A 17,880-nucleotide genomic window follows, 5' to 3' on the forward strand; every position below is an offset into this window, starting at 1 on the left:
AATAGGGTTAAAGTAACGGCTGTTTCTCAAGGAAACCTCCCTTGTAAACAACTTTATACAATGCTGAAAAATAGTCGTCAAATCATCATTTCCATCAACTCCAATGCTTTTTATTCTTTTTTGCGTATATTTGCTGTGCTGAAACGAATATATAAAAACAAATGTCCCATACAGTGAAAAACATTTTAAGATATATCCTCCTGTTATTCTTGCTGTTTGGCTTCTTGCCGGGCTATTCCCACTCCTACGTTTTCCGGGGATTATCCGTCACCGAAGGACTGTCCGACCTGGTGGTCAACGCATTGTATAAGGATTCCATCGGTTACGTTTGGATAGGCACCGGAAATTCCCTGGAACGTTTCGACGGCACTTACCTGAAACATTTCCTCATCACCGGAGCCAACGAAAAAATAAAGCGGGTGAATGCCATAGCCGAAACCGCAGGAAATCAGATATGGATGGGCAACGGTATGGGACTTTGGCGGGTGAACAATGAAAAAGACATACTGGAACCCATTGCCGCAGAAACTTTGCGATATGGTGTCCGCAGCCTGTTGCCCGACAGCCGGGGCGCCCTCTACATCGGCAGCGAAGCGGGCCTCTTCATCTACGAGAACGGAAATCTGGAACAAATACTGATAGACCCTAATGTCCTTTCCGCATCCAACATCATCACAGGCCTGAGTCTCGGCGAAGACAACACCTTGTGGATGGTCACCAACGAAGGACTCTATGCCCTGTCGCTGACCGACAGGAAAATCACCCCTTATCACTACATTGTAGAAGACAAGCATCTCTGTTCCTACAACAATGTCACCCGCATCGGCACCATGCTCTACCTGGGCACCATGGGGCAAGGCATCATCTGTTTCAATACCCGGACTCACCAATTCAGTCACTTCATCGACGTAGGGTGCAATGTCATATCTTCCCTGTCCAGCGACGGAGAAGATGTTTTGTATATAGGCACCGACGGAAACGGAGTACATTTCGTCTCCACCCGGAAGATGAAGTCTATACGCTCCTTCCGCCACGAACCGGGGCAGGATGAAAGTATCCGCTCAAATTCCGTATATTCCCTGTTGGTGGACCGCGACGGACTTATCTGGATAGGCTTCTATCAGTTTGGACTGGACTACAGCCTATATCAAAGCGGGCTTTTCTCCACTTACAGTTATCCGCCTCATTTCGACTCAAAAGATATGCCCGTCCGCAGCATAGCGATCACGGAGAGTGAAAAACTGATAGGCTCCCGCGACGGTTTATTCTATATCAATGAGGACAAAGGGATTTTCAAGAATTTCAAGACACCCGAACTGCGTTCCAGCATGATATTCTGCATCTATAAGTTCCAGGATAAATATTACATCGGGACTTATGGCGGCGGCATGTATATATTCAATCCTTCCGACCAGAGCATCCATGATTTTGAACCGGACGAGTCACAGCCCTTCATGCGTGGACAAATCTTCTGCATCAAGTCCGACAGCAAGGATAATCTATGGATAGGTACGTCCATGGGGCTATATTGCTATAAGGACGGAAAGCAAGTGAAGCACTACACCAGCTCCAACTCCAAACTGCCGGAAGGCAACGTCTACGAAATATACTTCGACTCTACCCGTAAAGGATGGATATGCACCGAAAACGGCATGTGCATCTGGGATCCTTCATCCGAAAGTCTGAAAACCGATGTTTTCCCGGAAGGCTTCATACATAAAGAGAAAATCAGAGTGATATACGAAGACTCCGGGCACGACCTCTACTTCTTGCCGGATAAAGGCAGCATGTTCATCTCCGACCTTTCCATGAGCCGTTTCAGGAGATTGCAGCCCCACACACTGCTGGAGGGCAAGGACGGCATGTTCATATTGGAAGATGAAGAACATTGGCTCTGGATAGGCACCAACAATGGGCTGTACCGATATGATAAGAAAGAAACCTTTATCCCTTACAACTTTATAGACGGCATCCCCAGTTCCATCTTCACCCTGTGCCCGCCCATACAGGACAAAAAAGGCATCCTCTGGATGGGAAATTCAAAAGGATTGATCTGCATGGACTTCAAACAAAACAACCGGATGAAAAGCTATAATTATCCACCGGTAATCACTGATGTCTATGTCAATGGCAAAAAGTCCGTCCGCCCCGTAACCGGAAACAACGGAATACCGGAAATAGAGCTTGAGTCCTCTCAAAACAACCTGACCTTTTATTTCTCGGGCTTCACTTATACCGAACCCGCATACATGACGTATGAATACAAACTGGAAGGAGAAGACGACGAATGGCAGATTCTCACCGGAAAATCGGATATCACTTACTACGACCTTCCGGCTGGAAAGTATGTATTCAAAATCCGCCATATAGGAAATCCCGACTCGATGGCGTGCATAGCCGTTCAAATCCCCTACCCGATAGAAACATGGAGCATCATAGCCATTGCTATAGCCGCCGCTTTCCTGGGCTATGTCTATTTCCAACGGAAGAGGAAAGAGAAACAGGCAAAAGCCGTTCAGCCCCAAGCTCTGGTACGCGAAGAGGCCAAGGAAATCGAGAAGCAGGAGAAAACCGCGGAAGCCAAATACAAGACCAATAAAATCAGTACCGAAGAGTGCAAGCACCTGACTGAGAAACTGGAAGCACTGATGCTCCGCGAGAAGCCTTACACCAATCCGGAACTTAAAATAGCCGACCTGGCAACCATGCTCGGCCGCTCGGCTCACACCCTGTCTTACCTGTTCAATCAACACCTGAACCGGAATTACTACGATTACATCAACGATTATCGTATTGAAGAATTCAAGCGCCTCATCAATGAAGACGAGTATTCCAAATATACTCTGAGTGCCCTTGCCGAATTATGCGGCTTCAGTTCACGCGCCTCCTTCTTCCGGTATTTCAAGAAAACTACAGGCATCACTCCCAATGAGTATATCCGAAGCATCGGAAAGAACAACGAATAAGCCACTAATTAAAGTACATTGAATGTTTTTTAGCAATTATCTTTCAATATATTGAAAGATAATTGCTATTTTTGTTGCAGTAAACTAAGGAATCATGGAAAAAAGAGTCATCAAAAGCTTGATAATAGAGAAGCAACATGAGATTCCGCAAATGGAACTCATGCCCAGAAAATTAGAACTGGAGGATACATGTAACTACGTATTCGTAGGGTTACGGCGTGCCGGAAAGTCCTATCTTATGTTCCAGCACATACAAAGTTTACTTGCAGAAGGAAAAGCGCAAATCGAGGACATCCTTTACATCAATTTCGAAGATGAGCGGATAGCCTCTATACGCTCAGAAGAGCTTAACCTGATATTGGAAGCCTATCATGAGATGTATGGCAACAAGCCTTTGATATATTTGGATGAAATTCAGAATGTGGTAGGTTGGGAGAAATTCGCCCGTCGGCTGGCAGACTCCCAATATAAAGTATTCATAACCGGTAGCAATGCTCAAATGTTAAGCAAGGAGATATATACAACGCTCGGGGGAAGATATATTGCCATGGAAATATTTCCTTTTTCCTTTCCCGAATATCTTCAATACCACCGGTTCGCTCTGCCACGTAATTGGGAATATGATATTTCAGTAAAGACAAATCTGGTAAAACTGTTTCAACCCTATTTCTATTTCGGCGGATTTGCCGAGACATTCCCACTCAGAGATAAGCGCTCCTGGCTGAACTCCCTGTTCCAAAAGATTCTTTTGGGAGATGTGATTTCCAGAAATGATATACGAAACGAAAATGCCATCCGCCTGATAGTGAAGAAGCTGGCAGAAAGCGTCATGCAGCCTTTGGCATTGGCACGCATCCTGGGAGTCATCAAGTCGGCAGGTTGTTCACTCTCACACAATACACTTGTGGATTATCTGCAATACCTGAATGACGCTTACCTGATTTTCAGCATTTCCAACTACTCCGATAAGCTGAGTGAAAAGGAAAGTATTAAAAAGAGATACTTTTTTGACAATGGTTTACTAAACACTTTTATTATCGAACCCGAAAGTAAATTACTGGAGAATCAAGTAGCTATCACCTTAAAGAAAAAATATGGTGACGGTTTATACTACTATAATAAGAATATAGAAGTAGACTTTTATGTTCCCGAGGCTAGAACAGCCATACAGGTTTCCTATGCGTTATCGCAAAGTGATACCCGTGAGCGTGAAATCAAAGCACTACTGAAACTATCGCAAGTATATCCACTCGACAAACTACAAATCATCACATGGGAAGAAGATTCCCTTATTGAAGAAGGCGGACTCTCCATTGAAATACTTCCCCTGTGGAAGTGGCTTCTTGATTAATTATACACCACCAAATATTCCCTCAGAGTCTCAAATTATTATTTGACACAGCCAGTCTCAAATTATTAAGTCACTATATATTAGCGACTTAATTTATTTTTAGTCCAATGTAATGAGATGAGATTTGTTAAGCCCTGCAAAAGATTGTTTTCCTGTTTTTACCTTTTATATTTGCAATCGTAAAGCTAACGTAAAACGTAACCAAAGTCTGAAACATGGAAAACAAAAAGATGAAATCCGTTCAATTAATAGCTGACTCTTATATGAGTTATCATCGTTCAGTCTGCTTCTATATATATTATAGAATCAACAGTAAGGACGATGCCGAAGACTTAGCCCAGGATGTATTTCTACGTCTCATGGATTATAAGCAAATGCTTCGCCCGGATACCGTGAAGTTTTTCATCTACACCATAGCCCGCAATCTGGTGAACGATTATCTGCGCCGTCACTATAAGAAGCAGGAAGTGACTTCTTATATATACGAGCACACCGTGACCTACACCAACGAAACGGAAAACCAGATTATCGCCAACGACCTGCTGGCTTGTGAAAAACAGAAGTTACACACCCTTCCGCTACAACGCAGGAAGATTTACGTCATGAGCCGCTATGAAAACAAGTCGGCATCAGAGATTTCCGCAAGTCTGCAACTCTCACGCCGCACGGTTGAAAACCATTTGTTCATCAGCCGCAAGGAAATACGTGAATACATCAAGCAGTGCATCTAATTAGATTATAATCGAAATAATAGTGTTAATTTTAAATTTATAAATTATGAGGAATGAATTTCTAAAATTCTCATCGAAAAGAATTCTGTTCTCAGCGGCAATGGTATCTGCACTCTGTGTAGGTAGCCCGCAGCAGGCTGTTGCCAATGTTAATGAAGTGCAGGCTGTTGCGCAGACTGGTACAGTAAGAGGTACCGTAGCAGATGCTGCCGGTGAACCCATTATCGGTGCTAATATCATGGTGAAAGGTACCACGAATGGTTGCATTACTGATATTGACGGTAACTTCAGTCTGAGTAATGCGAAAGGAACTTTAGTGGTTTCATTTATAGGCTATAAATCACAGGAGATTGTGGTAAAAGGAAATGAGACTAACCTGAAAGTGGTTCTGAAAGAAGATTCGGAAATGCTGGACGAAGTGGTGGTTGTGGGCTACGGTACACAAAAGAAAGCTACAATGACCGGTTCGGTAACAGTGGTGAACCAGAAGATGTTAGAGAATAAAGGAACCATGTCCAGTCCTGTACAAGCATTACAAGGCCAGGTTCCCGGTGTCATTATTACACGTAATTCTACGGCTCCGGGCGATGAAAGCTGGAACATGAGTCTGCGCGGTGCAGTCTCAAAAAATACGACCAGTCCGTTAGTCATTATCGACGGTGTGGAATATGAAAGCGTAAACGAATTGCGTCTGTTGAATCCTTCCGATATCGAATCAATCAACTTCCTGAAAGATGCTTCGGCTTCCATCTACGGTAGTAAGGCTGCCGGTGGTGTGGTATTGGTCACTACCAAGAAAGCACAGGCAGGGAAAGTGCAAGTGGACTACAGCGGTTCGGTGACAAGCAAGTTCATCGGTCTGTCTCCTCATCTGATGAGCCTGGAACAATGGGCTTCCTCTGTAATAGATGCACGTACCAACGACGGTTACGGTGACGATGATACCTGGATGCGTTATGCAAAACTGGCGTTGGCATATAAGAATCAGTACATCAATCTTGACCATAGCACGAACCCGTTTGGAAATGCTTTTACCGATGTAGCTGACTTTGTATTCTTCGATACCGACTGGCAGGACATCATGTGGGGAACGGCAGCTTCGACCCAACACGAACTTGCCATTTCCGGTGGTACGGATGCCTCGAAATACCGTTTATCTTTAGGTTACATGTATGATGACAGCAACTTGAAGTGGGGTAATAACAATAACAACCGTTACAACCTGCGTCTGACAAATACCTTTAAACTGTCTGACCGTGCTTCTATTGAATCGGTAATTGCCTATAACCGCCAGGATCAGGTGGCACCCACACAGATCGGTTCGGCACTGACCACCAACTCGCAGCAACCGGGATTCCCGTCGGCTACCGCCAACGGCAAACCATACGCATGGGGAACTTGGGGCGCTCCCAACTGGTATTGTGAATTGGGCGGCGACAACAAGTTGAAAGTATCTGCCATCAACATCAGCGAAACATTCAGATATTCCATCCTGAAGAACCTGACAGCTTCTGTTACGGCCGGTTACAATACATCGACGGCTATTCGTGATAAACAAAGCAAAGCCATTGACTGGTACAACTATGCAGGCGACCGTGTAGTTCGCAGCAATCCTACAGAGGACAAGAGCTCGTATTCCAAGTCCAATTCACGTACTGACTTTTACTCATTGTCCGGGCACCTCGACTGGTCTCACATCTTTGCCGATGTTCACGATGTAAAGGTGATGGTAGGTTCACAATATAACTTGAAAGAGTATGAAGGCACTTTCCTCTATACAGAAGGTATACTGCCTTCCCTGGAAATTCCCAACAGTACCAAAGACGTGGTTTACCTGAAGAACGGCGACGACAAATCAAACAAATGGCAAGAAGCCGTGATGTCTTATTTCGGTCGTATCAACTACAATTACCGTTCTAAATATATGTTGGAAGCACAAGGACGCTATGACGGCTCTTCCAAGTTCCAACCCGAAAACCGTTGGGTGTTCTACTGGGGTACCTCTGCCGGATGGAGAATTTCGGAAGAAGCATTCATGAAGAATCTGACGTTTGTAGACGAATTGAAGCTAAGAGCTTCTTACGGTAGCGTAGGTAATCAGAGTGGCGTTGACCGCTATGATGGTGCACAGTTATACAACTTCACCCCCAGCGGCGGTGCGTTGATAGGTAATGGAAAAATCTCTTATGTAGACACTAACGGTAAGTTGCCGAGTACCGACCGTACCTGGGAACGCATCCATAACTACAATCTTGGTCTTGATTTTGGATTCTTACGTAACCGCCTGACAGGTACGGCAGAAATCTTCTGGAAGAAGAGTGACAATATGTTGATTGACGTGATTTATCCGGGCATTCTGGGTGACAAAGCTCCTACGGCAAACTATGGTGCATTCAAGGCACATGGCTGGGAAGGTATGATTAACTGGTCCGATAAGATTGGCAAAGTAAACTATCACATCGGCGGTACATTTACCTACACCACCAATGAGTTAGTAGATAACGGTGGCAGTGGAGCCATCAAAGCAGGCGTACGCTCCGACCGTGAAGGATATCCCCTGAACTCTGTATTCGGCCTCCGTTACTGCGGTAAGATCCAGACGGAAGAGCAACTGAAAAAGTATGTGGATAAATACAAGAATACCAGCACCATCGGAACACTCAACAATCTGCGCCTCGGCGATAACATGTTTGAAGACGTGAACAAGGATGGTAAACTGACAGAAGAAGATTTTGTATATCTGGGTACAGACGATCCTAAAGTACAATTCTCCATCAATGCAGGTCTGGAGTGGAATGGTTTTGACCTTGCCATCGTTTTCCAGGGAGCAGGCAAACGTACTATCTGGCGTGAGGAAAGTACATGGAGAATTCCCATGCGTGCCGTTTATCTGAACACGAGCGACCAGCACATAGGCAACACATGGTCTCCGGATAATCCGGGCGCATTCTTCCCTGCACTGACCAACCAGTCTGAACTTAACAACTACAACTACCAATGTTCTTCATGGTCGGTAGAAGACGGAGCATATTTGCGTTTGAAGAATGTAACTCTGGGTTATTCACTTCCGGCTTCCCTGCTTGCCAAGACAAAAATACTGAGCAAGGCACGTGTATACGTTACGGGCAGCGACCTGTGGGAACACAGCAAAATTAACGATGGATGGGATCCGGAAGCGAACCGTAAAGTGGACAACTCCAAGCGATATCCTTTCCTGCGCACTGTAACTTTTGGATTGAATTTAACCTTTTAATTGAAGACAAATATGAAAAAATATACAATCAAATCTATCTTGATACTGGCAATAGGATGTATGCTACATTCCTGTCTCGACCTGGATCCGAAAGACCAGATTGCCGATGGTAACTATTGGCAGACTGCTACAGACTTCAAGTTGTTCTCCAATCAGTTCTATGGCTGGACACGCGATTTCAAAAACAGCGTCTACGATGCTCCCCACTCCGATAAGCGTTCCGACCTTATCATGGATAAAGGCAGTAAGAATGTATTTGCTAACGGAACCAACAGCATACCGGCTTCCGACGGCAACTACACCGATGCTTACAATCGCATTCGTCGTACAAATATCCTCTTACAGAAAGCAGAGAGTTTTGCAAATCAGAGTGACATCGCACAATATATCGGTGAAGCCAAGTTTTTCCGCGCTTACTGCTACTTTGACCTGTTGCAGCTTTTTGGAAATGTCATAGTAGTCACTACACCGATTGATGTTACTGCTCCCGAAATGCAAGCAGCACGCAACGACCGCAGCGAAGTAGCCGACCTCATCATTCAGGATTTAAAAGATGCCGCCGAATTACTTCCCGTCACTTCTACTGTTGAAAAAGGACGTGTAGGTCGCGAAGGCGCCTGGGCAATGCTTTCCCGTGTAGCACTCTACGAAGGAACATGGCAGAAGTTCCGTGGTAACACAGCTCGTGGTAAAGACTTGTTGGACATTGCGGCAAATGCAGCAAAGGAAGTGATCAACACTAAAAACTTCTCATTGTTTGCACCTGCCATTCTGGGTGACAGTGCACAGAAGTATATGTTTATCCTGGAAGATACAAAGTGTAACCCTGCCGGATTGCAGAAAAGCGCCAATACAGAATACATCTTCTCCCGCCGTCACGACGAAGCATTAGCTCCCATCGGTTCCAATATCACCAAAGAATGTTTGGCAAATGCACAAATGATCTCTCATAAGTTTGCGGCAATGTATCTCTGCCAGGACGGACTTCCCATCGAGAAATCCGAAGTATATAAAGGAGACCAAAAGATATTGGACGAATATCTGAACAGGGATAACCGTATGGTTTATACCCTCTGCAAACCTTATGAATATTTTTGGAGTAACCTGAACTCACGTGTCAACTGGACAGGCGATGCTGTCGACCGCGCTTCTGCTTCCATCAAAGGCTTGGTGCCTACCAGCGGAAGCGGTTACAACAACCAGAAATGGGCTTGTGAACGCTATGTGAATGACACCTACGAAAGCTACGACTACCCCATCATCCGCTACGCAGAAGTTCTGCTGAACTATGCCGAAGCCGTATTTGAACGGGATGAAAAGATCTCTGACGAAGACCTGAACCTCTCTCTCAACTTGGTCCGTTGCCGCATCAATACCAAAATGCCCAAGCTGACCAATGCATTTGCTACAACTCACGATCTGGATATGAGAACTGAAATTCGCCGTGAACGTACCATTGAATTGTTCAACGAAGGTTTCCGTATAGACGACCTGAAGCGTTGGAAGACAGCTGAAACAGAAATGCCACAGGACTTCCTGGGTATCAGATGGACAGGTACAGAGTTCCAGAACAAATGGCCGGGCGTTACCAATGAAAGGAACAGCAACGGTTTCATCATTCTGGAGTCAGGACGTAAATGGGAAGATAAACACTATCTTTACCCATTACCTACCGACCAGTTGCAGTTGAACCCGAACCTGAAACAGAACCCGGGTTGGGGAGAATAAATCAATGTTTTTCATTCATAAAAAGAAGATAACAACATGAAGAATAGAAATTCTATATATCAAGGCTTGAGCCGGGCATCCATCGGGATGCTGGCGGCCTGCATGGCTCTGACTGCATGTGATAAGGATCAAGAATTTACTCCTGCCATGCCCGAAGCCAAACTGATCAACGGCATCACATTCAAGGTAAGTGAGAACCTGCCGCTTGCCATTGGCATGGACTCTACCATTGTTTTTGCGATTGATGCTCCCGAAGAACTGGAAGATCGTTCCATTATCTGGAAGTCAACCGACGAAACTGTTGCCAAAGTTTCGCAGCAAGGTACTATTACCGGTATAGCCGAAGGTACAGCCATCATTAGTGTGACTCCCGCCATAGGTTTTGGTCCATCAGCCTCAGTAACGGTCAATGTAATACCCGAAATCATAAAGGCTACCGATATGACGTTGGTCAATCCGAAAGAGGGAGAAGACATTTATGAAACAGACCGGATTCAGTTGGAAGCATCCATCCTTCCGGCCAATCACACCTATTCTTATTTGACATGGGCAAGCAGTAACCCAAGCATCGCTACAGTATCAGAAAATGGCCTGGTAAACTGCCTGACACCGGGCAAGGCAATCATTACAGCTTACACACACGACCGTAGTGGTGTATCTGCTTCTTATGAGCTGAATATCAAAGAGTACATTCCGGTAGAAAGCGTCTCTATCTCTGCTTTGACAGAACCGCTTTGTATCTCTCGTGGCCCAGTTCAGCTGGATATTGCTTACACACCCGCCAACGCTACCACAGGTTCAGTAGACTGGACTTCAAGTGACGAAAACATTGCTACGGTAGATTTGGGTGTTGTAACACCGAAGGGCTTCGGAACCGCCACTATTACGGCTACTTGCAAGGCAACAGGTCAGACGGCTTCCGTATCTGTAACCGTTGACAGCGGTTGGGTGATCTGGGATGGTCAGAATGGGTTCGACGGTTGGAAAATTGGACAGGCTTATTCGAGCTATGTGATAGAAGACGGTAAAATGGTGGTTACAGCCGGTGCTCAAAACGCTACCATGAGACGTGCGGACTTGAGTTTCAGAAATGTCCCCATCAACCTTGATTTCTCCAACTATCCGGTACTTGCCATGCGTTCCACATTGCCAGTTGGCGGAAAAGGAATCGGACAAGGTGGTGCATACACACTGGACATGGTAACTAAGTCCGGAAATGCCGGTAGAGCCCATGTCGGAGAACTTCTGAGTGATGGTACGAATCTGATATATTATGATGTACCGTCTATCAATGCAGCATTAGGCAATGGTGTGGTAGAAGCCAATACTTTCCAAATCAAGGTTGCGGACATTTATAATGAGAACCTGCCTACCGGCCAATATACGGTTTACTGGATTCGTACATTCAAGAGCATAGCCGAAGCGAAAGCATTTGCAGAAGCGGAGATAGCAACCGGAAACTAAAATACAACTCTAAAGAATACTCACAATGAAAAAGAATTTGATATTTGCATTAGGTCTCTCACTGGTAACAGGCTTCACAGCCTGTTCCAGTGAAATCGAGGACGGAACAACAGACATCGACAGTTGGGAGATGCCTTATGAAGAAGTGGTTGCCAAATACACCTACACTCACCCTTGCGCCATGTTCAACGAGGCCGACTTTACACGTGTGAAGACGATGCTCGATAACGGAAGCGCACCGCAGGCAGTAAAGGATGAATTCAATCTGCTGAAGAGCAGCCAATTTACAAATGTTACCTATACTCCTACGCCTACCGAAAAGATAGTACGTGGTGATGCTACAGGAACGGGAACGAATGAGAACTACAGCAACGCAATGCGCGATGCCGCCGCTGCCTACCAACTATCATTGTTATGGAAGCTGACAGGCGATACGAAATATGCCGATGCTTCCATCAAAATTATGAATGCTTGGGCAAAGGTGTGCAAGGAAGTAACCTCAAACGATTCCAATCACATGCTTGCCGCAGGTGCACAAGGTTATACTTTCGCGAATGCAGGTGAAATCATGCAAACTTATGCAGGTTGGGCAGCCAACGATTTGACCACCTTCAAGAAATGGATGAAAGATGTTTTTGCTCCTAAAAACCTGGACTTCATGAAACGTCATCAAGGTACTTGCAGCGATCACTACTGGTCTAACTGGGATTTAGTGAATATGTGTTCGTACCTTGCCATCGGTATCCTGAATGAAGACGACGAAATGGTAAATTATATAGTAAACTACTTCTACAATGGAGCAGGCAACGGCTACATCGGCAAACTCATTCAAGGCACTTTCACCGATCCGTTGGGAAGTGGAGAAGAAATAGCCCAAAACCAGGAAAGCGGTCGCGACCAAGGACACGCCATGATGTCGGTAGCTGTAACAGCTAATCTGTGTCAAATGGCCTACACCCTCTTCCAGTGCAATCCAACAGTGACTCAACTCGACTTCTTTGCCGCAAAAAACAATGCAATAATGAAAATGGGTGAGTATACAGCTCTCTTCAATCTGCGCAACGGTTCAGACCAGCTGAACGCCGCCGGTTCCTGGTTGGCAACTAAAGAACAGATGCCGTTCAACCGCTATGAATATTGCATTGATTGCAGCTGCGCCGATAAGAATCACGGTACTATACATACCGCCGTAGCTGACGACAACGGTCGTGGTAACCTGCGTCCGGGATGGGAAATTCTCTACAATCACTATGCTAAGGTGAAGAAACTGGGCAGTGGCTATAAATACGCCAAGATGGCCGCCGACAAGATGCGCCCCGAAGGTGGTGTGGACGGTGGGAACCGTTACGGCACCAACAGTGGTGCTTTCGACCAACTAGGTTGGGGAACGCTGATGCTGTATCGTGAATAAAAGCAAAGGTTGACAGTTAAACAAAACCAATGAGATTCTATAAGAAATAAAGAATAAATTCTCTCAACTTACAGGATCTCATTTTACATTTTCATTCAAGTAATACTAAAAGACGACATTTTTTCCTAAATTTGCATAGTATAAAGAAAAAATGCTTATGTCTTTAGGAAAACACATATTAATTCTCATAATACTTTTTATCGGGGCATTTAATATCTTTGCTTCCGACAATGACTATATTATCTATTCAATAGGAAACGAAGAAGAGAATTGCAAATTCGAGGACAATCGTGTCAATTGCATTTATAAAGATTCTGACGGTTTTATCTGGGTAGGTACGGGAGGCAGTGTAGAACGAATAAATGGAAAATATACTTCAGTATACCACTTCACAGAGAAACAAGTAGGAATAACTCCTGCCTCTTTTCTAGTCAACACATTGATAGAATACCAAAAGCACGACTTCTGGGTAGGTAACATTCAAGGCCTTTTCCACATAAACCATGAAAAGCGTACATTGGAACGGGTATTTCCCGAAGAAATTAATTTTTCAGTCCAGGCTTTGGAAAAAGATGAAGAAAACAGACTTTATATCGGAACAGTAAACGGACTCTATATTTATGACGGAAAGCAGCTCCGGCATATCATCATCGATGAAAAAAATATTCTCTCTGTCAACAACCGTATTCTGGATATTGCAGTATATAACCACACTTCCGTCTGGCTGCTAACTCCCAATGGCGTTGTTATTTGTGACGCCAAATCCGGTGCACTCAAACAATATAAATGTACGCTACCTTCATGCGGAGCTTTGAAATGCCTTGTGAAAGTAAACGATACATTATATATCGGCACTGAAAAAGGAAATATAATAACTTTTGATTTGCTTCGGCAAAGTTTTGCCCCTTACTGGAATGAAGCAAACGTCCCTATCTCTGATCTGGTTCATGAAAAAGAGATTTTAGGAGTTGCCACCAACGGACAAGGTATTTATCTCCTATCATTACCCGAAGGAAAGACCATCTATTCTGCTACCTGCGGCACAGAAACCGGACAGGACCTTTTATCCAACAATATATCCTCCATCTTACTTTCACAAGGTAATGTATGGTGCGGAACAGGATATTATTTAGGAATGAATCTACTGAGAAAGAAGAATGAATCTTTCAAACGATATGATAAAGGAATTTTCAAGACCAAAGATATTGCTGTCCGTAGTTATCTCCCCACAAAAGAATATAGCTTCATCGGTACGCGAGAAGGATTTTATTATGTACACGAAGCAACCGGAAAAATACAATACATAAATGTTAGGAATGACAACACCGGGAATTTACGTTCCAACCTGATATTCTCTTTTTATGAATATGAAGGAGATATATTAATAGGGACCTGCGGAGGTGGTTTGGCTACTTTCTACCCCCGAACCGGTACTTTTAAAGAAACACCTCTGACTCATGCCTGTGTATCGAATGACATTTTTATGTTTTTAGAAGATGAAGAAAAAAAATTATGGTTAGCAACTTCCGACGGTCTTTATTCATACGATAAGCAGACTCAAACAATCCGGGAATACAATGCCTCAAACAGCAATATGCCAGGCAACATCGTATATGGCATCTATTTAGATTCGAGCAATCGCTTTTGGGTAGGCACCGACAAAGGTTTGGCTATTTTTGACAAACATACGGGAAAATGCAGTCAAGATATGTTACCGGATATATACTGTAAAGAGGTAATCCGATACATCCATGAAGGGAGAGATGGAACACTCTTCTTTTGTCTGCTAAGCTATCGTTTGCTGGTGTCCGATAAATCATTGAATAATTTTCATTACCTCCCACTTCTTTGCCCCAATCTTATACAAGACGATCAGGGATTTTATTGGTTAGGGCAATGGGACGGAGTGTTACGAAGTGATGAGAGACTGGAACACTATACATTCTTTCCTTCCATTAATGATTTGAACACCAACGCCGGTCCCCCCATTCTAAAAGATGAAAACGGTATGTTATGGATATGTGGCACGAAAGGATTGTTCAGAGTAAACCCTCAAGTAGAGTTTACTCCCTCGCCCATACAAATCACAGAAATGCAAGTGAATGGGAACCTGTATGCTGACGATTATAAACTAAAACAGGATTCTACTCTATATTTAAACTCGAATGAGAATACTATTACTTTCCGGTTCTCCTCTTTAGGATATGAAAAACCTGAATTACTTAAGTATGAATATATGCTTCAAGGCAAAGATTCCACATGGATAATATTAGCCAATGAAGATAAAGTTTCCTATTTTGACTTACCTGCCGGAAAATATGTCTTTCAGATTCGTAAGTTTTTGGACTCTGATTCAACTGCTCAGATTTCATTTGAAATTAAGGTTAATTATTTCTGGATGATTTATACTATCATTACAATAATAGTAGTAATCGTATCATTCATCTTGTTTTTTAACAGAAAGAAAACTGCATCAACAGAAGTGGTTCTTCCAAACGCATCACCGGAAGAAATTCAGCCGGAAGTAAAAGTCACCGTACAGCCTACGGAAAGCTATGTGAAGCTAAGTGAAGAAGAAGCCAGCGAAGTAATTGATGCACTAAAGAAATATATGCAGGAACAACAAGCCTACCTGAATGTAGACCTGAAACAATCAGAAGTGGCGGCTGCTATTGGTTACCCCACCTATCTCCTTTCCGCTATATTCACCCATTATCTCAAAATGGGATATTACGATTTTGTCAACAGCTACCGTGTTGAGCAATTCAAGCAGTCGGTCAGCGAAGGCAAACATAAAAAATATACTCTGGTTACATTGGCCGAAAAATGTGGTTTTAAATCAAAAGCATCATTTTTCCGAGCTTTCAAGAAGTTTACAGGCACTACCCCCAACGAATATATCCAGCAATTCGACAAAGAATAACCCATTTCCTACATTACCGGCGGTATCACTCATTTGTGACACCGCCTTATTCTTTTGATAATCAGAGCAGTTCAATATTAATAGTATCTTTCATAAGTTTGATACACCTTCCATGCTTTTTTCGTTTTCAGTCTGTTTCTTACTACTTATTTTTGCATTGAACTTCTTGACAAAGAAAGGTTCTATAAACAGCAAATTGTAAAACCAAAAATCGAAAGCATGGAAGACTTAAAAGCAACAACACCCTGCCTCATTAGCGATTCTTATAAAGAATACTACTCATCAGTATGTTCTTATATTAATTATAGAATTAATAATTGGGAAACAGCAAGGGACTTATCCCAGGATGTATTTCTACGTCTTATAGACTATAAACAAATGCTTCGTCCCGACACTGTGAAATATTTCATTTTCACCATCGCCCGTAATTTGCTGAACGATTATCTGCGCCGCTATTATAAGAAGCAGGAAATCACCTCTTATATATATGACCATTCTATAACTTATACAAATGAGACGGAAAGTCTCATTATAGCAAAAGAACTTTCTCTCTTAGAGAAACACAAATTAGAGATGCTATCCGACCAACGCAGAAAGGTTTATACCATGAACCGCTTCGAAGATAAGTCCATCTCCGAAATTTCCTCCGAACTCAGCATATCTCCTCGTACGGTCGAAAACCATCTGTTTGTCAGCCGTAAGGTAGTACGCGATTTCATCAGACAATGCATCTAATTAGATTTATAATAATAGTGTTAATTTTAAATTTACAGTTTATGAAGAAAGATTTGCTAAAGTTCCCGCTCAAGAGAGCCTGCTTCTCTGCGGTGATTTTGTGTTCTCTGTCTGTCATTTTCAACTCATGTAACGATGATGGAGAAGGACGAATAAAACTCAATGACAAGGCACCGGCCAAGGTAACGAATGTAACCACAGAATCCGGTCCCGGTGAAGTATATCTGACTTGGACTAACCCCACCGATGAAAGTTTCATGTACACCAAAATTGAATACACAAATACGAAAGGAGTAAAAAAGTATAAACTCATTTCTAAAGAAAAAGCGAATGACAGTGGAGTGGCACAAACCACTATCAGTGGTTTTGGCAATACCAATGCAGTTTCTTTCTCTCTATTTTCTTGTTCTGTAAGGGGCAACAATGAAGGAGCTGTCGAAGTATCTGCGTCCCCCAAAACACCTGCATTTGCAGATGTAGCTAAAACTATTACTTTAACTCCCGACCTTGGAGGAATATATGTAAATTGGAAAAACATCTATAATACTCCGGTTTATATTGTCCTCAATTATTACGCGGCAAGTGATTCTAAAAAAACAGGTACGTTCAAATTCCAAGTAAACGGAAATAGCGAAAGCAAGCAATTTGTCCAGCTTTCCTACGGAAAAGATGATTTCTTATCTGGCGAAGAATGTATTGTAAATGTAACTACCGAAGACACAGATGAAAATGCATCTGAACCGACAGAGTTTAAAATTACTCCTATAGCTGTAGTGAAAATATCCAAGGCTAACTGGTCATTCCCGGGTTATAACGACGGTTCAAACGCCGGTACTATCGGTTATAGCTCACAAGAAACAATCGGAGAAGGTGGTGGCAAATCACCGGCGGGACGTGTCATTGCAATGCTTGATGATAATTTAGAAACCTATTGGCACGCTTCTTGGAAACAATCCAGCAGTTATCCTCACTGGTTTATTGTTGATATGGGTAAGAACGTTACCATCAGCAGCATCGAACTGACACGGCGTCAAGGCGATGCTAGAGGACAGAAAGGTCAGATATTCTATACATGTTCTGACGAAGATGCAGCAAACAAAGATAATCCCGACAGTTGGGCATGGACCAACCACGGTGCCTTTACTTTCAACCCGGGTATTGATGATCCACAAGTATACCGTATAAATTCAAATCCGGTTGCCAGATACATAAAAGTGTATTTCGGAACAGAACATAAAGGTACAGGCGCTCAGGCAATGGTTTCCGAAATCAATGTTTATGGTGCTGAATAATAAATCCAATACTAAAACGTAAATAT

At 43.4% G+C, this 17,880-nt stretch carries 10 protein-coding genes; all 10 read left to right on the forward strand.

Going from position 1 to position 17,880, the window contains the following annotated elements:
• Positions 1–161 precede the first annotated feature (161 nt).
• On the forward strand, positions 162–2,966 hold the full coding sequence (locus DW182_RS07635) for a two-component regulator propeller domain-containing protein (protein ID WP_118295185.1): 2,805 nt from the start codon (positions 162–164) through the stop codon (positions 2,964–2,966).
• A gap of 94 nt (positions 2,967–3,060) precedes the next feature.
• A complete protein-coding gene (locus tag DW182_RS07640) occupies positions 3,061–4,317 on the forward strand; it encodes an ATP-binding protein (protein WP_118295186.1) in 1,257 nt (418 codons plus the stop codon).
• A gap of 215 nt (positions 4,318–4,532) precedes the next feature.
• Entirely contained in the window at positions 4,533–5,048 is a 516-nt protein-coding gene (locus DW182_RS07645) for a sigma-70 family RNA polymerase sigma factor (protein WP_118295187.1), read from the forward strand.
• A gap of 46 nt (positions 5,049–5,094) precedes the next feature.
• Positions 5,095–8,301, forward strand: coding sequence for a TonB-dependent receptor (locus tag DW182_RS07650; RefSeq protein WP_118295188.1), 3,207 nt, complete (start codon positions 5,095–5,097; stop codon positions 8,299–8,301).
• Between the two features lie 12 nt (positions 8,302–8,313).
• Positions 8,314–10,029 (forward strand): RagB/SusD family nutrient uptake outer membrane protein, encoded by a 1,716-nt coding sequence (locus DW182_RS07655; protein ID WP_118295189.1) that lies wholly within the window; start codon positions 8,314–8,316, stop codon positions 10,027–10,029.
• A 36-nt stretch (positions 10,030–10,065) separates the two neighbouring features.
• Positions 10,066–11,493, forward strand: coding sequence for an Ig-like domain-containing protein (locus DW182_RS07660; RefSeq protein ID WP_118295190.1), 1,428 nt, complete (start codon positions 10,066–10,068; stop codon positions 11,491–11,493).
• A 25-nt stretch (positions 11,494–11,518) separates the two neighbouring features.
• On the forward strand, positions 11,519–12,904 hold the full coding sequence (locus tag DW182_RS07665) for an alginate lyase family protein (protein WP_118295191.1): 1,386 nt from the start codon (positions 11,519–11,521) through the stop codon (positions 12,902–12,904).
• 157 nt (positions 12,905–13,061) lie between these two features.
• Positions 13,062–15,827, forward strand: a complete 2,766-nt coding sequence (locus DW182_RS07670; protein WP_233564107.1) for a two-component regulator propeller domain-containing protein — start codon at positions 13,062–13,064, stop codon at positions 15,825–15,827.
• 219 nt (positions 15,828–16,046) lie between these two features.
• On the forward strand, positions 16,047–16,562 hold the full coding sequence (locus tag DW182_RS07675) for a sigma-70 family RNA polymerase sigma factor (protein WP_118295193.1): 516 nt from the start codon (positions 16,047–16,049) through the stop codon (positions 16,560–16,562).
• A 41-nt stretch (positions 16,563–16,603) separates the two neighbouring features.
• Positions 16,604–17,854: a DUF4959 domain-containing protein gene (locus DW182_RS07680; RefSeq protein WP_118295194.1), complete on the forward strand. Its 1,251-nt coding sequence runs from the start codon at positions 16,604–16,606 to the stop codon at positions 17,852–17,854.
• The last annotated feature ends 26 nt before the right edge of the window (positions 17,855–17,880 follow it).

Origin of the sequence: Bacteroides sp. AM16-24 (assembly GCF_003471885.1) — a bacterium.
Classification (GTDB): domain Bacteria; phylum Bacteroidota; class Bacteroidia; order Bacteroidales; family Bacteroidaceae; genus Bacteroides.